A 22,142-nucleotide genomic window follows, 5' to 3' on the forward strand; every position below is an offset into this window, starting at 1 on the left:
TTCAGGAACAGTTTTTGCGTAACCCAAACACCATCGTTGTCACAGTACGATGGTGACGGTTGATTATTCAGGCTGCAAATCAGACGGAATCCGGTACAGGTCGGCACCGGGAATGGCGTGTAAAAAACCGTTCGCGACAGAAATGTCGCCGGCGACATCAAGAATATGCCTTCGGGCCTGTGCCGGCGCGATTTCACCGTTCAAGACTTGCCGGTAAAGGGCCGAAATCGCCACCATGTCACACCGATGCGGCGACAACCGAAAAAGGCTAACCCCCATATCGTGTAGGTCAGCCATTTCGTCAGACAGTTCCAGATACGTTCCCGACAGCGTTTGCAAGCCATTCACGGCCAAAAAGGGCGCGCCGTCCAGCGTATCGACATTCATGCCATCAGGTGCATCCCCGCACACAAACCGGCACCCGTCTTTATGCAGACCATGCGCACGCGCAGAATAACAGCGCGCTGAAATGGCCAGGGGCACCCGGCCAAAAACCTGCATTTCGATTTCGGCCGGTCCGCGCGCCTTGCACAGGCTGGCAATAGAGGTTTGCGGCAATTCCCAGGGCATTGCCACGCGCACGGCCCCGCGCTCTACCATATAACGCAACGTACCTTCGTTATAGATATTCACATATGGCCCCACCATGTGCGGCCTGCCCCCTAAAATGCCAATGGCCGACAGATCATTGGCTTCAATCAGAACATCGGGCATGTCGGCCAGATCACGGATCAGGGCGACTTCACGGTCCCCCATCACCAGTGCCAGCGTGGACACCACCACCTGCTTGCCTGCGCGTTGCAGGCGTTCAATAATATCGGGCCAGTCATTATTAAAAAACGGCATTCGTTTTGCGCAAACAACCTCCCCGACATGCACCACATCCACGTCGGCCTCGTCGGCAATGCGGGCGTAAAAATCGCGCAGGATTTCGGGGCTCCAGTGAAACAAAACCGGCCCCATCACCAACCGCGGCGCTGTTGAGGGTGAAACCGATATATCAGGTGCTGTCAGATTTATTGAAATGCTCATTGCCAGTTCTTTCGATATGCACCGGTCGTGTCACTTTGGCCTTCGGTCATGTTCGACAATTTGCTATCTGCCATACGCTGCCCGGCGGCAATACGGTCCAGCGCGCGGCGAAAACTGCCAACCACCTGGGTAATGTACGCCTTGCCCCGTTGGCGCCCTTCAATTTTCAAGGCTGAGACGCCCGCAGCCGCCAGTTCGGGCAACATGCTGGTAACATCAAGGCTGGTGGGTTCCTCAAACAGGTAACCGGCCTTGCCCATGGCGCGAAACCGCCCCTTGCACAAGGTTGGATAACCCACCTTTTCCGAAGCCCCGTAAACATTGATGGTAAAATCGCCCAGGCGCGACACCGTGGCATCGTCGCGTTCTTCGTAATGCACATGATGGGCTGGCGAACACACACCATTCATATTGGGGCTTTCCCCTGTCGCATAAGACGACAGCGAACAACGCCCTTCTGCCATCACGCACATGCCCCCAAAGGCAAAAACTTCGGTTTCAACGCCGATCTGGCAGTTCAGGCTGGCGATTTCATCAAGCGATAACACACGTGGCAAGACCACACGCCGCACCCCGAATTCGCGATGATAAAACCGGATCGCTTCAACATTTGATGCCGATGCCTGCACCGATAAATGCAACCGCGCCTTTGGGTGACGATCACGCGCATAGCGCAGCAAACCGATATCGGCCAGAATAATCGCATCAACCCCGATCATGACAGCATCGTCAATCGCCCGGTGCCACAGGGCCTCGTTTCCGGCTTCGGGGTAAGTATTGCAAGCCAGATACACATGTGTGCCCCGGGAATGGGCAAAGGCGGTTTCGGCTTCCAGCTCGGCGCGGGAAAAATTTAACCCGGGAAAATTCCGGGCATTTGTTTCATCGCGAAAGCCGCAATAAACCACGTCGGCCCCGGCCTCCACCGCGGCACGCAAACTGGCGGGCGTTCCTGCCGGACATACAAGTTCCATCATATTGTCCCGTCCTGTTTCGGGTTGCTGGCATCCATCGCGGGGCTGGCAAAATCATCGATCATTGAATTGGCATATCCACCGCCGCCCATGCCCCCGTTTATGATCGCGTCCGCCTTTGCCAGCGTTGCTGAAGGTGCCTTTACCCGGCCCGGCTGACGACGGCGAATTTGCCCTTCGGCGCTGGCAAGGCGTTGCGAAAGATCATCTATCTGGCGCACCAGACCAGATTGCTGTTTATCCGCCGGCCCGGCAAAGGCATGGGCAAAACGGTGCATATCGCCATCCAGCCGGTGATATCCACGTTCGGCAAGGGCAAGGGCACGGCGGGCCAGCGGCCCCATCACGCCGAAACTTTCAATTATGGCGGCACGAACATTTATATTTTCGCCGTCCAGCGCGTTACGCAGGGCCACCACCACATCGGTGCGGCCTTCAATTTTCAACGTGCGGGAAAAAAACAGGGCATCGCCATCCGACGTGCCTTCCAGCAATTGCAGCAAAACCGGAAGCGGCCCCAAAATGGTGGCCTGTGCAGATGCCCGGTCGCGATCAGTAGCACGACGCAATACCGGTTTTACCGGGTCAAGCCGCATATAAAGATCGATGCCAAGATCAACCGGCGACACAATAATGCCCGCCGCTTCATCAGGCGATGCGCCTGTGCCACTGTCTGGTCGCAAACGATCAAACACCGCACCATGCCGGGCCTGCATGGTGGTTATGGCATGGGCCAAAACCCGGTCAATCAACCATCCCGGCAAACTTGCCGCAACTGGCCCTAACAACAAAAACGGCGTAAAAGCCGGACGCGCAACAGGCAACGGAGTTTCTCCGGTTACAGTGAAATCCGCCTCATCCTAAAACCGGGCACAAACCGCGCGTTGACTTCCATCAAATCATTGAAAAATATGATTTTTTATTATTTTAATTCCAGCAATATCCTGCGGAAAAATCGTTAAAGCTGAAATTCCTCGGCAATTTCGCGCGCGGCCTCGATCAGGGCATTCATCACCATCCGCACCCGGGGTGAACGGCGCATATCGGGGTGAACCACAATCCAGATGGGTTCACGGCTTTCGCCTTTTTCATCTTCGCGAACCAGGGTCAATCGCGGATCCGTATCGCCCAGATAGCGCGGCAACACGGCCACCCCCAACCCGGCCGCAACAAAAGACTGCACAGAAGCCGTATCATTGGCCCGCAGGCGGCACACAATATTGCGCCCTAACGAACGACGTGCCCATTCCGTCTTCGCCAGGTCATAGGAGGTATCGTCATATCCGCATAATTCCCAGTTTTCTTCGGGGACCGTTGCAACATAATCATGCGCGCCATACAGCCCCACCCCCAATTCGGCCAGTTTTTGGGCAACCAGGCCTGGTTCCGTCGGGTTCACCATACGGATCGCAACATCGGCCTCGCGCCGGGCCAGATTGACCAAATGCGCCGAGCCAATCAATTCAAACTCCAACCCCTTATGTTCTGCCAGCAAGGCGGCCAGTCGCGGGGCAAACAAAATACGCCCGGCCACCGGCGGCACCGAAATGCGCACAACACCCCGTGCGATCTCGCTGCTATTGGCCATGCGTTCAAAGGCCAGGGCGTCAACCTCCACCCGTTCGGCCAGGGGGACCAGTTGCTGCCCATCCTCGGTCAATCGCCATCCGGCAGGCATGCGGTCAAACAATTTGGTGCCAACAGCCTGTTCCAGTGCCTCGACCCGGCGGGCAACCGTTGTATGTTCCTTGCGCAGTCGCCGGGCCGCCCCCGACAAGGTTCCTTCCTGGGCCAAAACCAGAAAAAACCTCAAATCATCCCAGTTCACGACACGTCCTCCTAGCCTTGGTATGTGCTTTTTTGCACATAAAATCTGCAAAACCTACAAGTTTCGGTTTTATTTTGCATATGCCAGTATGCCGCAGATTCGATTGGATATTCCACCCACGGTTTATGTCGCAAGAGGCTTTCTATGGCACATTTCAACATCTCGACACATGAGACCGGCTGTATCAAACCTGCGCCGCTGCGAATTTTCACACACCTGCGCGGCCTTGGCACACGGGCACAAAAACGGGCCACGACCTTGCTGCGCTGGTATCAGGGGCGGGTTTTAATGGCCGACCTGAACGACCGTTTGCTGCGCGACGGCGGACTGGAACGTGACCATGACGGGACGCGCCATGTGATTCATCGCCGCCTGCCCGAAACCGGACATTTCCTAAGCCGCACGCCACGGTCTTAAACCATCCCCGGATCATACCGATCCGGGGATGCCCCCGCTTGTTGCCTTCCGGTGTTAGTCGTTCATCACCGGAAGGCAAAGGCAATCCGGCCTTAAAATGACCAAACCTGGCCGCCTGTCATGGTTTTGCCAGGATCAGTAATACAGAACATGAAAATCTTCATCTGGCTGTGGCGGCACAAAGTAAGCGGTAATTTGGTCAAACTGCGCATCGGATGCCGAAAATTCATGCTCTTGCGCCTGATTGCGCAACCGCAGGCGTTGCTTGCAATCTTCATCGGCAACATCCAAAAAATGCAAAATATGCGCTGTTCCGGCGCGAGTAAAAATCTCGCGCATCCAGTGGCGCAATTCCGGCGTGTTGGCAGGAAAATCCAGCACAACCGATAATCCCTGTTCCAGCAAACCGGTTACATGCGGGGCCATGACCTGGCGCAAGCGGCGCGAATAACGCACATAATCGGCAACGGACGTCATTTCCGCCCCAAATAACCCGGTCAGCCAAAAATCCTCGCTGATCAGAAACGTCGATGGGTTTTGCGACAAGTTTGCGGCCAATGTCGATTTGCCCGACGCGATTTTACCACACAGCATATGCAGAACTGGCCCGCCTGATGCCGATGGTGCAAGGCGCTGTTGAAGATGATGTGAATTTTCCGATGACGTCATCACGAGTCTCCGTATCTGGTGAAGCAGACACCGGGAGACAGAATTGCAAAACCCGCCTCACCGGCGGGTTCGTAAAACAGGAAATATCGTCCCTACCCCACCATTCGTGAAATGGCGGTAATAATAAAACGGTTAAACAGGGGCAATTTATGTTCCATCTTCAAAAAATAGCAATGAAGTCCCCTCCTGTCCATCCCCATCAGGTCAAGGCAAAGAAGCATCATTTACGCAAAATTACCGCCGAAAATACCTGTGCAAAAATAAACATCAAATTTGCAAAAACTGCCAATTTTCGAGCTATTTTGCATATGGCAAGTTCGGCCCATCGCAAAGACGAACTTATGGAGGGCGAAATGTCCACACTGCCAGTCACCCATCTTGACCGCATCGTCATGAACACCACGCCCGTGCTGCATGGGACAATGATTAAAAAGCTGCGTCAGCTTTTGACCAACCGCATGATCCACGCCCGTATGGCGCGCAGCCATCGTGAATTGGTTAATCAACTCAGCACTACTCAGTTGCGCGATGTTGGCCTGGAACGCGTTTTTGATGGCCAGCAGTGGAAACTGCAAATGATCGATTCCGAAACGACACAGGATCGTCGTTAATGTTACCATCACGCAAGCGATGCTAAAACGGCCCCGAAACAAAGCTGTTCGGGGCCGTTTTTATATCTGCAACATCCGGGCAGGATGTGATGCGAAAACGCAGATCAGGCCTGCATCACACCAGAGCGCAAGACCGCAACCTTGTCCGTGGCTTCCTGTGCCAATTTGGTGATTTTGGCCCAATCCCCCGCCTTGACGGCATCCTTGGGGGCAACCCACGAACCACCAACAGTAATAATATTGGGCAACGCAATATAATCAGCCAGATTGGACAGCGAAACACCACCGGTCGGGCAGAACTTCACCTGTGGCAGCGGCCCGCCCAACGCCTTGAGCATCGAAACACCGCCCTGCTGTTCAGCCGGGAAAAATTTCAATACATCATAGCCGTGATCCAGCAGGTTCATGATTTCCGACGGTGTACCCGCACCGGGCAAAAGCGGCACACCCGTATCCTTGGCCGCGGCCAGCAAACCGGCACTATGCCCGGGCGAAACCGCAAAGGCACAATTGATTTCAGCCATGCGTTCCATCTGCCTGGCATTAATCACGGTGCCAGCACCCGTAATGGCATCAGGGACTTCGGCAATAATACGCTGAATGCTTTCTTCCGCCGCGGCCGAGCGCAGGGTGATTTCCAGAACCTTAAGGCCACCAGCAACCAATGCCTTTGCCAACGGCACCGCATCATTGGCATCTTCGATAACCAGCACCGGTACAACCGGGGCCTGTGACAAAATTTCGCGTGAAGACAAAGCCATTTTATTCCTCCTGTTTGCGGATTATGCCGTTAAAATTTTGGCACAGCCCAGCAAGGCCGGATATTGCGCCGTCATCAGGCGTACCGGCACATCATTCATCAAATCACGAAAACGCCCTTTGGCGATCATGCGTTCTTTAAGGCCACTTTGTTTCATAAAATCGGCAATGCGCGGGCCAATACCGCCGCCAATAAACACCCCGTCAAATGCGCCTAGCGTTAACACCAGATCGCCTGCAACGCCGCCCATAAACAGGCAAAAGCGATCCAGCACTTTCAGGCAAAGCGGGTCTTTGGCAACCATGGCCCCTTCAACAACTTCCGCTGCTGTTTTGGGGGACACATCCACACCGTCAATCGCAGCCAGGGCGCGATACAGGTTTTCAATGCCCATGCCCGACAAAATCCGTTCGGCGGAAACACGGCCCAGTTCGGCGCTTAGAAATTTAACAATTTCATAATCAAGATCATCCACCGCAGGCAGAGACACATGCCCGCCTTCGCCCTGCACCGGTATCCAGTGACCATGATGGGGCAAAAGCCCCGAAACACCCAGCCCGGTGCCCGCCCCGATAATCGCCAGCGGCTGACCGGGACGACCGGGGCCGTCAAACAGGGTGATCAAATCGTCATCACCCAGATAAGGTACTGACATGGCAAGGCCGGTAAAATCATTAACCACCACCAGCCGTTCCAGACCAAATTCCGCCGTTAGGGCCGCTTTGGAAAACACCCACGGATTATTGGTAAATTTGATCTGGTCCGCCATGGCCGGGCAGGCCACCGCAACAGCAAATTCACGCGGAGCCGATCCCTTGGTCCGTGCAACAAAATCACGAATGGCGCTGCCAATATCAGGATAATCGCGCACGGCCAAAGTTAATGGCGCGTGCGGATTTCCCTTGTCATCAAGCCAGGCAAAACGGGCGTTTGTGCCGCCAATATCCCCGACCAACTGCATTATTCAGCCCCTCCGGGAAGAACAGCACTGGCCCCCATTTCGGCCAGCCCGACATTATCGCGAAAGACACCAAACAGCTCACGCCCGAAACCGGTTTGATGTTCGGCCTTATTCGTGAACATGGCAAAATCGCGCTTGGCCAGTTCTTCATCAGAAACAAGCAATTTCAAATCGCCGGTTTCGGCATCAAGACGCACAATGTCACCGTCCTGCACCTTGGCGATCATGCCGTTCATCATACCTTCGGGTGTGACGTGAATAGCAGCTGGCACCTTGCCCGATGCACCGGACATCCGGCCATCGGTCACCAATGCCACCTTGTAACCCAGATCCTGCAACACGCCCAAAGGCGGGGTTAGTTTGTGCAATTCGGGCATACCATTGGCACGCGGCCCCTGGAAGCGCACCACACACACAACATCGCGGTGCAGTTTGCCATCCTTAAAGGCCTGCATCATTTCATCTTGCGATGTAAAGACAGCTGCCGGGGCCTCGATCACGCGGTTGGCAGGTTTAACCGCCGAAACCTTGATCACCGCACGGCCGATATTACCACTCAGCATCCGCAAACCGCCATCGGCACTAAATGCTTTTTCGGCCGGACGCAGGATATCTTCATCATGGCTATCCTTGGGCGCATCGCGCCATGCCAGTTTGCCATCATCCAAATGCGGTTCAGTGCCAAAGGCCGCCATACCGCCCGATACAATTGTATCAACTTCATGATGCAAAAGACCGTGGCCCAAAAGGTTGCTAATGACAAAACCCATACCGCCAGCCGCATGGAAATGGTTCACGTCGGCCTGGCCGTTAGGATAAACCCGGCACAAAAGCGGAATGATGCGCGACAGATCGTCAAAATCTTCCCAGCGCAGTTCGATCCCGGCGGCACGGGCCATGGCGGGCAAATGCAGGGTATGGTTGGTGGAGCCCCCGGTTGCCAACAGGCCGATAATGCCGTTTACAAAGGCCTTTTCATCCAGAATTTTGCCAATCGGGCGGTAATCATTGCCAAGGCGGGTAATTTGCAGGGCACGACGGGCGGCTTCTTCGGTCAGGGCATCACGCAATTCGGTACCCGGATTAACAAAGGCAGAGCCGGGCAAATGCAGCCCCATAATTTCCATCAGCATCTGATTGGAATTGGCCGTACCATAAAACGTGCAGGTGCCCGGGCTGTGGTAAGAAGCAATTTCAGCTTCCAGCAATTCCTTGCGGCCCACCTTGCCCTGCGCGTAAAGCTGACGCACACGGGCCTTTTCATCATTGGGCAAGCCCGACGGCATGGGACCGGCTGGTACAAAAACCGCCGGAATATGCCCATAAGCCAAAGCCCCCATCACCAGACCGGGAACGATTTTGTCGCACACGCCAAGGTAAAGGGCAGCATCAAACGTATCATGTGACAGGGAAACTGCCGTCGACATGGCAATCACGTCACGCGAAAACAGGCTAAGCTCCATGCCGGGGCGACCCTGGGTCACACCATCGCACATGGCAGGCACACCACCCGCCACCTGCGCGGTTGCGCCGGCCTCAAACGCGGCCTTTTTAATGCGGTCAGGATACACGCCAAGCGGCTGATGGGCCGAGAGCATGTCGTTATAGGCCGTCACAATGCCCAGATTGGCGGCATCTTCGTGGTTGATGCGGTCTTTTTCGGTGCCAAGGCACCCGGCAGACGCATGGGCCAGATTGCCACAGGACAGTTTGGAACGGTGCGGACGGTCGCTGGCAGCGGCATCGATGCGCGCCAGATAGGCTTCGCGCGTCGGTTTCGAGCGTTCTACGATCCGCTGGGTAACAATTTCAATTTCACGTTTCATGGGGTTCAGCCTTTCGGGTTCTCGGCGCTCCACCACAGATCGACAGGAACGTCGTTCTGCTGCAATAACCCGCGCACCGGCATGTCTTCGATCACGCTGCCGTTTTTCGCGGTTTCATAGGTCGACCATTTGGAAGAACCGGTGATGTGAATGCCGATATAACGGGCGTTCAACAAAGCCGGTAACGTCATACTGATGCGCGGAACCGGCGAAACGGTGGGCCGTGCGGCCGCAACCAGTTCACCATTTTCGGGATAAAGCCCGCGCTTGAGATCATCGGGTGTCGAGGATGGAAAAAGCGACGCCGTGTGCCCGTCATCGCCCATCCCCAGATAAACAATATCCATCGGCCACGACAAATCGTTTTTCAAACGGTTCGTGACGGTCGATATGGCATCTTCCGGGTTTTCATCGGCGGTTTTCAGCGACACAAAAGTCGCGGCAGCCGCTTCATTGATCAGCAAATTATCCTTAACCAGCTTTTCATTCGACTGATCATCGTCCAGCCCGACCCAACGGTCATCGCCAAGGGTGATGGTAACTTTGGACCAGTCCAGTTTGGCCTTTGACAGGGCCTGAAAGAACGGTTTGGGGAAACGGCCACCAGCCACCGATATGGTTGCCCGGCCCCGTTCGGCAATGGCAAATTCCAGCCGTTCAACGGTTTGCGCGACCATGCTGGCAAGCATGTCATCGCCACTTTTAAAGGTGCGTTCGTTTGTCATTTTATCGTCCATTGAAATGGGAAAACGTGCTGAAAACCGCAAGGGGCAAGGCCGCAAAGCAGCCCTGCCCTATACTTTAATCAAAACACCGCTTCTTCATTCCAGGTACGGCCATCGCGTTCAATCAGGGCAATGGCAGCCGATGGCCCCCACGTCCCTGATGTATAGCCTTTGGGCGCAATATGGTTGTTTTCCCAGGCTTCCTGAATGGCATCAACCCACTGCCAGGCAATGTCCTGTTCGTCACGGCGGACAAAAAGGGTGTTGTTGCCATCAATCGCATCTAGCAACAAACGCTCATAGGCATCGGGGCTGCGTGCGCCAAAGGCCTCGGCAAAGGAAAGATTAAGGGCAGTTGGCCGCAACCGGACCAGGCCCGGCCCCGGGTTTTTATTGTTCAAAACCAGATGAATGCCATCATCAGGCTGCAAGCGCAGCACCAGCCGGTTGGCCTGATAATTGGTCATGGATTTTGCCAGCGGGAACATCTGGTGCGGCACATCGCGGAACTGAATAACAATTTCCGAATGCCGCTTGGGCAGGCGTTTACCGGTACGCAGGTAAAACGGCACCCCGGCCCAGCGCCAGTTATTAATTTCGCAGCGCAGAGCAACAAAGGTTTCGGTGGTGCTGTCGGTATTGGCACCTTCTTCTTCAAGGTAACCCGGCACTTCCTTGCCGCCAACGGCCCCGGCACGATACTGGCCACGTACGGTGTTCTGGTCGATATTGGTATCGTTGATCGGTTTAAGGGCCTTCAGGACCTTTACCTTTTCATCGCGCACGGCATCCTGGTCCAGCACATAGGGCGGCTCCATCGCGACCAGGCACAAAAGCTGCAACATATGGTTTTGCACCATGTCACGCATTGCACCGGCATCGTCGTAATAGGACCAGCGCCCTTCAACGCCAACTTCCTCGCCCACTGTAATCTGCACATGGTCGATATGGGCGCTGCTCCATAACGGTTCGAACATCGCATTGGCAAAGCGCAAAATCAAAAGGTTCTGCACCGTTTCCTTGCCCAGATAATGGTCGATACGGAAAATCTGGTGTTCTTCGAACACCTCGCCAATCTGGCCGTTAATTTCGCGGCAGCTTTCCAGATCATGACCCAGCGGTTTTTCCAGAACAACACGCGAATTGGGCGTCACCAGACCTGCCTTTTGCAGGTTAAAGGCCATATCGGCAAACAGGCTGGGGCTGGTTGAGAAATAATAAACCCGGTCGCGGTCGGGCGCGTCGCTCAGGCGTTCATGAAGGGTGGTAAACCCTTCAGCATCCCCTGCCGAAACCTGAATATAGGCAACACGGCTGGCAAACTTGTCCCAGATCACCTGGTCAAATTCGCCTTCGGGGATATATTTTTTCCCGGCATCAAGCAATTTCACCCGGAAATTCTCGTCGCTATGCGCGCTGCGCGATGCGCCGAAAATACGGGTTTCATCATCAAAACGCCCGGTCCGCTCCATTTCATATAAAGCGGGAAATAATTTGCGTAGCGCCAAATCTCCGGTCCCACCGAAAATCACAATGTCGGCTATGCGATGTTTAAGCCTTTGTTTCTTCATATTGACTTGCGCCTTCCAAGCGAACTGCTCTCACTCGTTGTCCTCCCCGCTGCCAAGGTGGGACCCTGAACCGTTTTGCGGCTCCGGCTGGCATGCGGTTGCACGAAAGTTTTCGTGCGCAGGGCATGTCAATCCCTGCTAGTTCAGTGCCATCTGGGCTTTCAATGGTGCATTATCCACTGCCAGCCGCCTTTTGGCCATATCCGCGGTATCGAACACATAACAATCCTGTTCTGCTGCCTGTATGCCAACGGTTTCCCCGGTTTTGATTGCGGTATCCCCGGCAACCCTGGCAACAAACAATTCGTCCGATCCGGTGCGAACATAGACCAAACCTGCTTCGCCCAAATGTTCGACCACTTCGACCGTCCCGGTAAACAGCGCCGTGTCCTGATCGGCAATGCTGCAATGTTCCGGTCGAATGCCAACTGTTACACGATCTGCGGTGGCAAGACCACTGCCATCAACGGGTAACGACACTTCTTTACCGGATTCCAGTTTAAGCGTAACAGATTGTTGCGAAACCTGCGTGATTTTAGCCGAAATAAAGTTCATTTTTGGCGAACCGATAAAACCGGCAACAAACAGGTTTGCCGGATAATGATATAATTCCAGCGGCGTGCCCACCTGCTCCACCGTGCCGGCGCGCAAAACCACAATTTTGTCAGCCATGGTCATGGCTTCAACCTGATCATGCGTCACATAGATCATTGTGGTGTTCAATTTTTCATGAAGTTTTGCCAGTTCGATCCGCATTTGCACCCGCAAGGCGGCATCCAGGTTCGATAAGGGTTCATCAAACAAAAACACCCGCGGTTTGCGCACAATCGCCCGGCCAATTGCCACGCGCTGGCGCTGCCCGCCCGACAGTTCCTTTGGTTTACGGTCCAGCAATTCTTCCAGTTGCAGGGTTTTGGCCGCCGCCATCACCCGTGCATTTTGTTCGTCCTTGCTGTGTTTCGCCAAATCCAGCCCAAAGGCCATATTTTCAAACACCGACATATGTGGATACAGCGCATAGGACTGAAATACCATGGCAACACCGCGATCCTTGGGCACGGTATCGTTAACAACATCGCCACCGATGCGCAGTTCACCATCGCTAATATCTTCCAGCCCGGCAATCAGGCGCAGCAATGTTGATTTGCCACAACCAGACGGCCCGACAAAAACACAAAACTCGCCATCACGAATATTCAGATCGACCCCGTGAATGGTTTCGATTGGCCCAAAGCGTTTACGTATCTGTTTTAAAACCACATCTGCCATCGGGTATCCTCCCAGTTTTTGATTATCAGGGTCGTCAGATTGTGCCGAAATAAAAACCCCAGCCCGGCAGCGACAACCGATCGCCCGATACCGAACCGGTATTAAGCGAACAATTACCCGCAGACGGACCGGGCAAGGTGGTGGTAACGGCATCGGGCGTGACATTGAAAACACAAATGGTGCGAACAATGCCGGTCATCCGAACAAACCCGATGATGGCATCCTCGCTATGTTCCAGCATTTCGATATCGCCCTGAATGATTTCCGGGTGGTTTTTGCGCCATGTCAGCAGGTTTTTATAAAAACTGCGCAGGGAATCCGGGTCATCTATCTGGCTGGCGACCGACAACGCACTATGATCCTGCGGCACGGGCAACCATGGCTGATCCGATGTTGTAAACCCACCATGGGCCACATTGGCATTGTGCCACGGCATCGGGGTCCGACAGCCATCGCGCCCTTTAAATTCAGGCCACATTTCAATGCCGTATGGGTCCTGTAATTGCTCGTAGGGGACAATGGCTTCTTCAAGGCCCAGTTCTTCACCCTGATAAATGCACGGCGTGCCGCGAAGCGATGTATAAAGGGCGGGGATCATGCGCAGGCGGGCATCGTTATCCCCGCCTTTATCCTTGCCCCAGCGCGAAGCCACCCGCACGAAATCATGGTTACTCACCGCCCAGCACGGCCAGCCATCGCCCAGTTCGCGAAATACATCGACCAGCATACCGCGCACCAGCCCGGCCTCAAGCGGGCTTTCCAGCAAATTGATGGTATAGGCCATATGCAGTTTATCACCCCCGGCAGTATATTCCGCCATCGTTGCCAGTGAATTATCCGACCCGATTTCGCCCACCGTGGTGCTACCAGGGTATTTGTCCAAAACAGCCCGCAGCTTTTTCAAAAATGCCAGGTTTTCGGGCTGGGTTTTGTCATGCACATGCATTTGCCGCGTATAGGGGTTTTCCTTTGGCGCGCCTTCGGGGCGATGTGTGCCCGGTATCCACGGCGGGTTATCGCGCAATTGTTTGTCATGAACATAGAAATTGGCGGTATCAAGCCGAAAACCATCCACCCCGCGCCGCAACCAGAATTCAACATCGTCAAGCAATTGTTGCTGCACATCGGGGTTGTGAAAGTTCAAATCCGGCTGGCTGGCAAGGAAATTGTGCATGTAATATTGCTGGCGGGTGGTATCAAATTTCCATGCTGACCCGCCAAAAATCGACAGCCAGTTATTAGGCGGCGTGCCATCGGGCTTGGGGTCCGCCCACACATACCAGTCCGATTTCGGATTATCGATTGAAGACCGGCTTTCGCGAAACCACGGATGCGCATCCGAGCTGTGCGATAATACCTGATCAATGGTCACACGCAGGCCCAGCCCATGGGCTTTTTCCACCAGATGATCGAAATCCTCCAATGTGCCAAACATCGGGTCTACATCGCGGTAATTGGCAACGTCATAGCCAAAGTCTTTCATGGGCGATGTAAAAAACGGCGACAGCCAAATCCCGTCAACACCCAGATCGGCGATATATTCCAGCTTTTGCGAGATACCGGGCAAATCGCCAATACCGTCGCTGTTGGAATCAAAAAAACTGCGCGGATAAACCTGGTACAAAACACCGCCGCGCCACCAGTTAACATCACCGGTCAAAGCCATTTTTTAAACATCCTGGAATTTGTTTCTCGTCAGATCTTCCCGGTCAGGCAGCATGCTGTTCCCTGCCCGGCCGGGCCTTATCATCGTTGGTAAAAAGGCAATTTTTTGCCTGTGATATATGTATGTCAGATCATCCCTTAACCGCCCCGGCCGTCAGGCCCGAAACGATCCGCCGCTGAAAAATCAGTACCAGCACAATAAGGGGCAATGTCACAATCACCGATGCCGCCATAATATTGCCCCATGGCATTTCATGCTGACTGGCCCCTGATATCAGGGCAATGGCGACGGGAACGGTGCGTTTATCGTCGGTCAGGGTAAAGGTCAGGGCGAATAAAAATTCGTTCCATGCCGCGATAAAGGCCAACAACCCGGTGGTCACCATGGCGGGCCACATTACGGGTAAAAACACCCGGCGAATGACTGTCCACGGGGTTGCCCCGTCCATTACGGCAGCTTCTTCCAGTTCGCGGGGCAAATCGCGCATGAAGGCGGTTAACACCCACACCGTAAAGGGCAAGGTTAACATCATGTAGGAAATGGCCAGCCCGAACATGCTGTTATACAGGCCAAGACCGCGGATCAGTTCGAACATGCCCGACAAAACCGCCACCTGCGGAAACATCGACACCGATAAAATGGTAATTAACAGCAAGCCCCGCCCGGCAAACTTCACCCGTGCCAGCGCATAGGATGCCGTAACACCAAGAAATAACGACAGGGCCACCACCAGAAAACTGACAAAGATGGAATTAAAGATATTGTGCCCGAACGGCTGACCTTTAAACACGGATATATAATTGATCAGGCTGAAACTTTCGGGCAGATAGTTCACTTCGAACAAAGCCGATCCGGTTTCAAACGATGTTAAAATCGCATAATAAAACGGAAACACGGCAAACAGCACAATCACTGCGACCAACAGCCAAAAGGCCGCTTTACGAAGATATTTCCGGGCTTTCGCGTTCATATCAATGCCCCCCCTCATCAAGGCGGACACGCCCGATCATGATATAGGCCATGATGCAAAAGGCGATCACGACAAACAGCAATGTTGACGCCGCCGATCCATAACCAACTTCCTGAAAATCCACCAGTTGCTGGCGCGCATACACCGACATGGTGGTGGTTTGGGGGTTATTGGGCGTTAAAACATAAATCACGTCAAACACCCGCAAGGCATCCAGCGCGCGGAAAATAACCGCCACCATCACCGCCGGTTTAATCAATGGCAATGTCACCTTGAAAAACACCCGCACCGGATGAATGCCATCCACCCGGGCGGCTTCATAACAATCGCCGGGCAGCATTTGCAAAGCTGCCAAAATCAGCAAGGCCATAAAAGGCGTGGTCTTCCAGACATCAACCAGAATAACCGCGCTCATGGCCCAATCGGGGCTGGCCGTCCAGGCGATGGGGGCCGAAAGAATACCGAGTTTCATCAGCATGTCGTTGATGATGCCAAACTGGTCATGCAGCATCCAGTTCCACATCCGTGCTGAAACAATGGTGGGAATCGCCCAGGGGATAAGCACCGCTGCGCGCACCAGACCGCGCCCGCGAAAGTTCTGGTTTAAAACCAGGGCCACAACCATGCCCAGTGCCGTTTCCAGCGAAACGGAAATCACGCTAAAAAACAGGGTATTCCAAACTGCCTGCCACCATTCGGGGTCTATCAGCAGGCCATATGCCTCGCCGTCATAAACGGCATAAAAATTTTCAATGCCGATAAAGCTGTAACTCGAGAGGTCGGACAAATTGGCATCGGTAAACCCGAAATAGAACGTACGCAGAAGCGGCCACCCGGCCACCACCGCCAGAATAGCCAGCATCGGGATCAGGAAAATCCATGCTGACCGCCGCCTGGACCGCGTTAAAGACGAAGCATGCGCCATAACAGATGCTCTTGCATTTTAAGGAAGACGGCCCGGTTTTCGGGCGGCCTGTACCATGCCACTTAAAATGGCCCGATGATCATTGTCTGAGGGCAACCAGGAGGTATTTCAGGGGCCGGCCCCCACATGGAAATACCCCCGGTTCCTGCCTTACCAGCCGGAACGCCGGGTCCGTTTCAACTTATGCTCAAGGGCGGGCAATGCCTGGTCTGCCGTTTGCGTTCCCGACAGGGTGGCATGTACCGCCTGCCAGAAATCGTTGGAAACCTTGTTGTAATTGGTGCCCGTTGCCGTTGATGGCCGTGGCACAGCATGGGTGAAGGTTTCATAAAGATCGCCAAAGAACGGGTTGGCGGCCAGCACATCCTTATCCTTGTACAGATCAGCCACAGTCGGGTTATAGGACCCTTTGATCGCCCGGCGTTTCTGTTCGTCATAGGATGTCAGATATTTCACCAGATCTGCCGCCAGTTCGGGGTTTTTGGAATATTTGGAAACGGATAACTGCCAACCGCCCAGGGCCGCGGCAGATTGTCCGTCGTCCCCGCCTTTGGGCAAGGGGGCCACACCAACTTTGCCCTTAACCGGGCTGTCGGCGGAATTGGCAAGCGCCCATGCATAGGGCCAGTTGCGCATGAAAACCGAATTGCCCGACTGAAACACACCCCGGGCACCTTCCTCGTCATATCCCAGAACACCATCTGGCGAAATCGTGCCGATCCATCCTGCTGCCGTGGCAATGGCCTGTTTGGCCTTGTCATTATTAATCGAAATATCGCCATTCGGCTCAACAATGGTGCCCCCCCCATAGGACGCAACCCATTCAACCGCGTTACAGGTCAGCCCTTCATAGGCGCGCCCCTGAAAAACATAGCCCCACATTTTGTCATTGCCGTTCTTGCGTTCGGCTTCTTCAATTTTCTGTGCGGTTTTGGTCAGTTGGTCCCATGTTTCAGGAACTTTTTCACCATATTGATCCAAAAGATCCTTGCGGTAATAAAGCACACCGGCATCGGTAAACCATGGCATGGCTACCAGGCGACCATCGACAGTGTTATTTTCAATAATCGGCTTGAAATGGGCTTTGGCTTCATCGGCCATATAATCGTTCAGATCGATGAAATGATTACCTAAAATGCCCGGCCAGATGACATCAATCTGGAAAATATCCACATCTGACGAACCCGATGCCAGCATCTGCTGATAAAGAGCAAGCCGGTCGGTCGATGAATTGGGCGTGGAAATAACATCAACATCGTTACCTGTCTTTTTCGACCAGGCTTCAACACCTTCCTTGCAAAGACTTAGCTCCTGGCCGACAGCGCCACACGAAATTGCCAGCTTGGCGGCCTGTGCCGGGCCCGCCATGACAAAAATCGCACCTGCCACACCGGCACCTGCAAGCAGCTTCTGGATCAGGGTCATTCATTCCTCCCTATGATGGTTATCGGTTTTCCCGGGCAAACGGCCTGTTTTTCAGGTCTGGCCCTTTTATTGACCCGGATATTTTTACGTCATCCGGTTTGCATTTGTTCCCGCCGGGCGGGAAATATCATTCAGGCCAAGACAACGCCGAATGGAAAAAGGATACGCCCCTTCACGCCTTTTCAAAGTGTCATATCCTTTAAAGGATGATACTATTCTGCAAAAGACAACATAAATGGCAGGAGGCTCCAGTGCGGATCGTACAGGAACGCATTACCAACCCCGATGGATATTCATGGGGGTATTTCCATTATGTGTGGGACGATTTTCGCTGTAACTGGCACCAGCACCCGGAATATGAACTGACCCTGACCTTAAACGCACGGGGCAGCCGCCTGATTGGCGACCACCGCCAGGCGTTTGACGGCGTGGATTTTGCCATGGTTGGCCCCAACCTGCCGCATTTGTGGGAATGCCAGCGCCTGTCTGACAGCGAACAGATCGAAGTTTATGTTTTGTGGCTGTCACAGGAATGGGTTGAAAACCTGACCCGCGATTTCGTTGAATTTTCCGATCTTTACAGCCTGTTTGAGCAAGCCCGGCGCGGATTATCGTTTACCAGCGAAACCGTTGCCAAAATTCAGGCCATCGCCCCGAAACTTGATGATGCCAGCCCGCGCCAGCGTTTTATGTTGATCATTGAAATTCTTGAAACCCTGCTCGGCGGTATTGATGGCCCGCTGGCATCGGCATCCTTTGGCAACGATACAGATGGCGGCAGTGATTCACTGCGCATCGACCGCGCCATTGCCTTTATCCATGCCCACCATGCCGAACCGTTGCGCGTTGCCGCCCTGGCCAATGTCGCCGGCGTAAGCGAAAGCAGCTTTTATCGCCTATTCAAACGTTATACCGGGCGCAGTGTGGTGGAATATATGAACGAATATCGCATTTCGCGCGCCTGTGTGCAGCTATCACGTACCGATTGGCCGATCTATCGCATTGCCGAGCATAACGGGTTTAGCAACCTGTCGAATTTTAACCGGCGCTTTCGCCAGTATCGTGGCAAATCGGCCCGCGATTACCGCGATAATATCCGCATTCACGGCCAGTTTCCCGACCACCCGCCAATGCCCGATGCCAAAATTGGTGCCGTGCCTGCCCGCCCCTTGCCCAGCGAAACCGATGGTGTTGCGTCGGACAAATGCATTCCACTTAAAGGTGTGCCCGCAGAAATCGCCTGACACCGCCAGAAAATCACCTTAGGCCTGCCCCACTTGCCTGATCTGGCATAAAACGCGGGCCTATAGCGTTCAGCAACAGGGCAATACGGAAAGATCGTTATGCTGCAAAATCAATTTCACATCGAAGCTGCACATGAAACAGACGCAGATCGATTGGCAGAACTTCGGGTCGTGGCGATGCGCCCCAGCCTGGAGGCTGCTGGACGGTTTGACCCGCAGCGGGCACGAGACAGATTTCTGGCCTCGTTCCTGGCCGCCGATACACAAATCATTTATAAAAACGGCGAAATGGCCGGATTTTTCGTCGTTCGCCAGCGAACCGACCACCTATATCTTGATCACCTCTATGTTCTGCCAAACTTCCAGGGTGCAGGCATAGGCCGACGCATCATTGACGGGTTAAAGGACGAAGCCCAGTCACACATGTTACCCATTCGCCTGATGGCATTAAAGAATAGCCCGGCAAACACGTTCTATCAAAGCTGTGGCTTTGAACCAGTTTCATCGGACGAACTTGATACCCAATATGTCTGGTACCCCGGTCCACATTCAAGCTGACGGCAAAATACGATCCGAAAGCAAGGTTCAGGACGATGACGCATAAGGTGTATCTGCCAATGCAGCCTGTATTCCGACAGTGGCTTTATCGATAATCGTCAGGAACAGCGCGGTTGCCTTTCCGGAATCCTGTGTCTTGCGAAAGGTGCGATGCCCTTCGACAAAGGCAACCGACCATCCTGCCAGTAAAAGGCTGGCCGCCAGAAATGCATCCGGGTCCGTCGGGGGGCGCCCAACGCCTTTTGCCATCGCAGTTGCCACTTCATGTTCCAGTTCACTGCGAATGGCGCGGGCACGGGCCTTAAGGGTTTCGCTGCGTTCGATGGTTTCAACAAAGGGCTGGCTAAGGGCGGAGAACTGAACATAAGGCCTTTGTTCTTGCACCAGTTGATGCGCCAAAAGGCGCAGCGCCTCGACCGGGGCAATACCGGGGGCGCGGTTTAACAATGCCCCGCGCAAGGCTTCGCGCCCTTCTTCATCCCGGTCAAAGAACATGTCCTCTTTGCGCGGAAAATGGTTGAACACGGTCATGCGGCCCACGTCGGCGGCGGCGGCAATCTCGTCAACAGTTACATTTTCAAACCCGCGTTCGCGAAACAGGCGGTCTGCCACCTGGGAAATACTGCGTCGTGTCGCCAGGCGTTTGCGCGACCGGCGATCCTGCGGGGCCGATGATGACGATAATGATGCGGGGTCTGTTTTTTCTACCATGCCGACATTGATAAACCCGTTTTTGTACCGAGTACACATTCAATATTGACTCTGCATTCATTCGGGCGCAAATAAATTGTACTTAGTACATTTATTGATCAAGTACATAAAAATACCGCAACACCCGGCACGTACCATCGCCAAACATCACTGCGGCTATTTCTTATGTTTTGCGCCCAAAGGCCCCGTTTATGAAACCATCCCCGAATGCCAACCGCCCCCTGATTGTCATATATTTTGCCCTTTGCCTTGATGCTGTGGGCATCAGCCTTGTTTTTCCGATTTTGCCCCGCCTGCTATCGGAGGTCACACAGGGCGGAAATGTGGCGTTCTATATCGGCATCATGACGTCGCTTTATGCCGTCATGCAGTTCATTTTCGCCCCGGTTCTTGGCGCGCTTAGCGATAATCTGGGGCGACGGCCGGTTCTTCTGGTTTCGCTAGCGGGGGCGGCGATCAATTACACGATCATGGCCTTTGCCCCGCATCTATGGATGTTGTTGCTTGGCCGTCTGATTGCCGGGCTTACCGGTGCCAATGCTTCGGTCGCATCGGCCTACATCACCGATATTTCCGCCGAGAAAGACCGCGCACGCCGGTTTGGCCTGATGAACGCCATGTTTGGTGCCGGTTTTATTATTGGCCCGGTTTTAGGCGGTGTATTGGGGGATTCCTGGGTAAGACTGCCCTTCATCGCTGCGGCAATTCTTAATGGGTATAATTTTATCCTGGCCTTTTTCATCCTGCCTGAAACCCGCCCCAAAACCGGGCAAAAAATCCCGCTTTCCACGTTTAACCCGCTGGCACCGTTACGCTGGGTGTTTTCCATGGTCGGGCTTTTGCCCGTTGTACTGGTCTTTTTTCTGCTAAGCGGTACAGGCGAGGCCTATGGCACCTGCTGGGCGCTGTGGGGGGCCGATACATTTCAATGGAATGGCTTGTGGATCGGCTTGTCGCTGGGAATGTTTGGCATTTGTCAAACACTGGTTCAGGCCTTTTTGCCTGGCCCGGCCACACGGCTTTTGGGCGAACGCGGGGCCGTTATTGCCGGTATTTGCTGTGCCTGCCTTGCCCTGCTTGTTATGGCCTTTGCCCGGCAAGGATGGATCATTTTTGCCATCATGCCGATATTTGCCCTGGCCAGCATCGGCACCCCGGCCTTTCAGGCACTGGCCACCCGCAAGGTTACCCCCGACCGGCAGGGTCAATTACAGGGTGTGCTGACATCCGCGACCAGCCTGGCAACTGTCATTGGTCCACTGGCATTTTCGGCATTTTACATGCTGGTTCAAAAAACATGGCCTGGCGCTATCTGGTTAAGTGTTGTGGCAATCTATGCCCTGGCGGTGCCGATGGTCATTTTCAGCACCCGCAAGGGCCGCACCAGCCCGTCGGCGAAACCCCGCACGGCGTAATCACGCCATGGCGCCATCCTGATCGGATCTGTGCCCTAACCCCTGTCGCCCTTTATATTTTCGGCCAGTTGAAACACCCTTGCCCGGCCTTACGCCGGGCAATATTCCCGATCATCAAACCGGCCTCATCCCCTGCACTTTATGGCCATTCGCCTTTCACATGTTTCACGTTCTGCATTACGGCCACCCGAAACGCACAGAACAGAAACATGTTTGCCCCGTTTTCATTGTCGAAATTGCCGAGTCTTTTGTAAAATCCGTTCTTTTTGAGGCAGAACCGATGAGAACAAACAAAAAACATTTTTCACAAAATCGTTTAAAAACAAAAACATAAATCGAAAATCATTTTTTGTTCTGATTTTGTTCTTGATGGAACAAAATCAGAACAATAGAGTGACTTCAGACAGATCAAGGAGGTCGCAGCCATGATGAAATTACTTCAGAATCCCCGTCGCCTTAACGATGTATGCAGCACTGTTGCCGTTGTCGGCAGTACCGGGTTTTTCCTGTTCGTTATTGCACTGGGCATGGCGCAAACCCTTCGGGGTCTGATCTAACCGCACGTTCTTCAAAGTTTTGAACGGG

22 protein-coding genes are annotated in these 22,142 nt (G+C 53.9%); 6 read left to right on the top strand and 16 right to left on the bottom strand.

Annotated features, from left to right (window positions below; all coding sequences use genetic code 11):
- Positions 1–63: 63 nt before the first annotated feature.
- From ubiV to J4E05_RS05160, 4 genes are all read right to left on the bottom strand, one after another.
- Positions 64–1,032: a ubiquinone anaerobic biosynthesis protein UbiV gene (ubiV, locus tag J4E05_RS05145; RefSeq protein ID WP_349592967.1), complete on the bottom strand. Its 969-nt coding sequence runs from the start codon at positions 1,030–1,032 to the stop codon at positions 64–66.
- Positions 1,029–2,006, bottom strand: a complete 978-nt coding sequence (gene ubiU, locus J4E05_RS05150) for a ubiquinone anaerobic biosynthesis protein UbiU (RefSeq protein ID WP_085589550.1) — start codon at positions 2,004–2,006, stop codon at positions 1,029–1,031. Before ubiU ends, ubiV begins: the two co-directional genes overlap by 4 nt.
- Entirely contained in the window at positions 2,006–2,830 is an 825-nt protein-coding gene (gene ubiT / locus J4E05_RS05155; RefSeq protein ID WP_349592970.1) for a ubiquinone anaerobic biosynthesis accessory factor UbiT, read from the bottom strand. Before ubiT ends, ubiU begins: the two co-directional genes overlap by 1 nt.
- Positions 2,831–2,964: 134 nt before the next feature.
- On the bottom strand, positions 2,965–3,834 hold the full coding sequence (locus tag J4E05_RS05160; protein WP_349592972.1) for a LysR family transcriptional regulator: 870 nt from the start codon (positions 3,832–3,834) through the stop codon (positions 2,965–2,967).
- A 144-nt stretch (positions 3,835–3,978) separates the two neighbouring features.
- On the opposite strand from J4E05_RS05160, the gene J4E05_RS05165 reads away from it, so the two are divergent.
- Positions 3,979–4,251, top strand: coding sequence for a hypothetical protein (locus J4E05_RS05165; RefSeq protein WP_349592974.1), 273 nt, complete (start codon positions 3,979–3,981; stop codon positions 4,249–4,251).
- 135 nt (positions 4,252–4,386) lie between these two features.
- On the opposite strand, the gene J4E05_RS05170 is transcribed toward J4E05_RS05165, so the two are convergent.
- A complete protein-coding gene (locus tag J4E05_RS05170) occupies positions 4,387–4,920 on the bottom strand; it encodes a P-loop nucleotide/nucleoside kinase family protein (protein ID WP_349592977.1) in 534 nt (177 codons plus the stop codon).
- 353 nt (positions 4,921–5,273) lie between these two features.
- On the opposite strand from J4E05_RS05170, the gene J4E05_RS05175 reads away from it, so the two are divergent.
- Positions 5,274–5,531, top strand: a complete 258-nt coding sequence (locus J4E05_RS05175; RefSeq protein ID WP_349592980.1) for a hypothetical protein — start codon at positions 5,274–5,276, stop codon at positions 5,529–5,531.
- Positions 5,532–5,635: 104 nt separating this feature from the next.
- Here the strand turns inward: J4E05_RS05175 and J4E05_RS05180 are convergent, their stop codons facing one another.
- The 10 genes from J4E05_RS05180 to J4E05_RS05225 all read right to left on the bottom strand — a co-directional run bounded on the left by J4E05_RS05180 (position 5,636) and on the right by J4E05_RS05225 (position 17,629).
- On the bottom strand, positions 5,636–6,292 hold the full coding sequence (locus tag J4E05_RS05180; RefSeq protein ID WP_349592983.1) for a bifunctional 4-hydroxy-2-oxoglutarate aldolase/2-dehydro-3-deoxy-phosphogluconate aldolase: 657 nt from the start codon (positions 6,290–6,292) through the stop codon (positions 5,636–5,638).
- A gap of 21 nt (positions 6,293–6,313) precedes the next feature.
- Positions 6,314–7,252, bottom strand: a complete 939-nt coding sequence (gene glk, locus J4E05_RS05185; protein WP_349592985.1) for a glucokinase — start codon at positions 7,250–7,252, stop codon at positions 6,314–6,316.
- Positions 7,252–9,078, bottom strand: coding sequence for a phosphogluconate dehydratase (edd, locus tag J4E05_RS05190; protein WP_349592988.1), 1,827 nt, complete (start codon positions 9,076–9,078; stop codon positions 7,252–7,254). The genes glk and edd overlap by 1 nt, the downstream gene beginning before the upstream one ends.
- A gap of 5 nt (positions 9,079–9,083) precedes the next feature.
- Positions 9,084–9,803 carry a 6-phosphogluconolactonase gene (pgl, locus tag J4E05_RS05195; protein ID WP_085589548.1) on the bottom strand — a complete coding sequence of 240 codons (720 nt, stop codon included), beginning with the start codon at positions 9,801–9,803 and terminating at the stop codon, positions 9,084–9,086.
- 80 nt (positions 9,804–9,883) lie between these two features.
- Positions 9,884–11,374: a glucose-6-phosphate dehydrogenase gene (gene zwf / locus J4E05_RS05200; RefSeq protein WP_085589439.1), complete on the bottom strand. Its 1,491-nt coding sequence runs from the start codon at positions 11,372–11,374 to the stop codon at positions 9,884–9,886.
- Positions 11,375–11,512: 138 nt separating this feature from the next.
- Positions 11,513–12,643: an ABC transporter ATP-binding protein gene (locus tag J4E05_RS05205; protein ID WP_085589436.1), complete on the bottom strand. Its 1,131-nt coding sequence runs from the start codon at positions 12,641–12,643 to the stop codon at positions 11,513–11,515.
- 34 nt (positions 12,644–12,677) lie between these two features.
- On the bottom strand, positions 12,678–14,309 hold the full coding sequence (locus tag J4E05_RS05210) for an alpha-glucosidase (RefSeq protein WP_085589434.1): 1,632 nt from the start codon (positions 14,307–14,309) through the stop codon (positions 12,678–12,680).
- Between the two features lie 130 nt (positions 14,310–14,439).
- Positions 14,440–15,279 carry a carbohydrate ABC transporter permease gene (locus J4E05_RS05215; protein ID WP_349592994.1) on the bottom strand — a complete coding sequence of 280 codons (840 nt, stop codon included), beginning with the start codon at positions 15,277–15,279 and terminating at the stop codon, positions 14,440–14,442.
- A 1-nt stretch (position 15,280) separates the two neighbouring features.
- Entirely contained in the window at positions 15,281–16,204 is a 924-nt protein-coding gene (locus J4E05_RS05220) for a carbohydrate ABC transporter permease (RefSeq protein ID WP_085589430.1), read from the bottom strand.
- A gap of 150 nt (positions 16,205–16,354) precedes the next feature.
- On the bottom strand, positions 16,355–17,629 hold the full coding sequence (locus J4E05_RS05225) for an ABC transporter substrate-binding protein (RefSeq protein WP_349592997.1): 1,275 nt from the start codon (positions 17,627–17,629) through the stop codon (positions 16,355–16,357).
- Between the two features lie 251 nt (positions 17,630–17,880).
- Here J4E05_RS05225 and J4E05_RS05230 point away from each other — a divergent pair, with 251 nt between their 5' ends.
- Both J4E05_RS05230 and J4E05_RS05235 read left to right on the top strand, forming a co-directional pair.
- Positions 17,881–18,873 (top strand): AraC family transcriptional regulator, encoded by a 993-nt coding sequence (locus tag J4E05_RS05230; RefSeq protein ID WP_349593000.1) that lies wholly within the window; start codon positions 17,881–17,883, stop codon positions 18,871–18,873.
- A 99-nt stretch (positions 18,874–18,972) separates the two neighbouring features.
- Positions 18,973–19,431 carry a GNAT family N-acetyltransferase gene (locus tag J4E05_RS05235; RefSeq protein ID WP_349593003.1) on the top strand — a complete coding sequence of 153 codons (459 nt, stop codon included), beginning with the start codon at positions 18,973–18,975 and terminating at the stop codon, positions 19,429–19,431.
- A 27-nt stretch (positions 19,432–19,458) separates the two neighbouring features.
- Here J4E05_RS05235 and J4E05_RS05240 read toward each other — a convergent pair whose 3' ends face one another.
- The gene (locus J4E05_RS05240) at positions 19,459–20,142 is read right to left on the bottom strand and encodes a TetR/AcrR family transcriptional regulator (protein WP_349593006.1); all 684 of its coding nucleotides are present in this window, start codon (positions 20,140–20,142) and stop codon (positions 19,459–19,461) included.
- 191 nt (positions 20,143–20,333) lie between these two features.
- Between J4E05_RS05240 and J4E05_RS05245 the strand changes: the two genes are divergently transcribed.
- Complete coding sequence (locus J4E05_RS05245) at positions 20,334–21,557, top strand: TCR/Tet family MFS transporter (RefSeq protein WP_349593009.1); 1,224 nt, start codon at positions 20,334–20,336, stop codon at positions 21,555–21,557.
- Positions 21,558–21,982: 425 nt separating this feature from the next.
- Complete coding sequence (locus J4E05_RS05250; protein ID WP_256359936.1) at positions 21,983–22,114, top strand: hypothetical protein; 132 nt, start codon at positions 21,983–21,985, stop codon at positions 22,112–22,114.
- Positions 22,115–22,142 lie beyond the last annotated feature (28 nt).

The organism is Thalassospira sp. NFXS8 (assembly GCF_040148805.1).
Classification (GTDB): domain Bacteria; phylum Pseudomonadota; class Alphaproteobacteria; order Rhodospirillales; family Thalassospiraceae; genus Thalassospira.

Coding starts and splice junctions, on each gene's coding strand:
- J4E05_RS05220 (WP_085589430.1), bottom strand. CDS start 16,204: ATGGCGCATGCTTCGTCTTTAACGCGGTCCAGGCGGCGGTCAGCATGG.
- J4E05_RS05210 (WP_085589434.1), bottom strand. CDS start 14,309: ATGGCTTTGACCGGTGATGTTAACTGGTGGCGCGGCGGTGTTTTGTAC.
- J4E05_RS05165 (WP_349592974.1), top strand. CDS start 3,979: ATGGCACATTTCAACATCTCGACACATGAGACCGGCTGTATCAAACCT.
- J4E05_RS05240 (WP_349593006.1), bottom strand. CDS start 20,142: ATGGTAGAAAAAACAGACCCCGCATCATTATCGTCATCATCGGCCCCG.
- zwf (WP_085589439.1), bottom strand. CDS start 11,374: ATGAAGAAACAAAGGCTTAAACATCGCATAGCCGACATTGTGATTTTC.
- J4E05_RS05180 (WP_349592983.1), bottom strand. CDS start 6,292: ATGGCTTTGTCTTCACGCGAAATTTTGTCACAGGCCCCGGTTGTACCG.
- J4E05_RS05175 (WP_349592980.1), top strand. CDS start 5,274: ATGTCCACACTGCCAGTCACCCATCTTGACCGCATCGTCATGAACACC.
- J4E05_RS05250 (WP_256359936.1), top strand. CDS start 21,983: ATGATGAAATTACTTCAGAATCCCCGTCGCCTTAACGATGTATGCAGC.
- J4E05_RS05215 (WP_349592994.1), bottom strand. CDS start 15,279: ATGAACGCGAAAGCCCGGAAATATCTTCGTAAAGCGGCCTTTTGGCTG.
- J4E05_RS05205 (WP_085589436.1), bottom strand. CDS start 12,643: ATGGCAGATGTGGTTTTAAAACAGATACGTAAACGCTTTGGGCCAATC.
- glk (WP_349592985.1), bottom strand. CDS start 7,252: ATGCAGTTGGTCGGGGATATTGGCGGCACAAACGCCCGTTTTGCCTGG.
- J4E05_RS05225 (WP_349592997.1), bottom strand. CDS start 17,629: ATGACCCTGATCCAGAAGCTGCTTGCAGGTGCCGGTGTGGCAGGTGCG.
- J4E05_RS05245 (WP_349593009.1), top strand. CDS start 20,334: ATGAAACCATCCCCGAATGCCAACCGCCCCCTGATTGTCATATATTTT.
- ubiV (WP_349592967.1), bottom strand. CDS start 1,032: ATGAGCATTTCAATAAATCTGACAGCACCTGATATATCGGTTTCACCC.
- J4E05_RS05170 (WP_349592977.1), bottom strand. CDS start 4,920: ATGACGTCATCGGAAAATTCACATCATCTTCAACAGCGCCTTGCACCA.
- pgl (WP_085589548.1), bottom strand. CDS start 9,803: ATGACAAACGAACGCACCTTTAAAAGTGGCGATGACATGCTTGCCAGC.
- J4E05_RS05235 (WP_349593003.1), top strand. CDS start 18,973: ATGCTGCAAAATCAATTTCACATCGAAGCTGCACATGAAACAGACGCA.
- ubiU (WP_085589550.1), bottom strand. CDS start 2,006: ATGGAACTTGTATGTCCGGCAGGAACGCCCGCCAGTTTGCGTGCCGCG.
- edd (WP_349592988.1), bottom strand. CDS start 9,078: ATGAAACGTGAAATTGAAATTGTTACCCAGCGGATCGTAGAACGCTCG.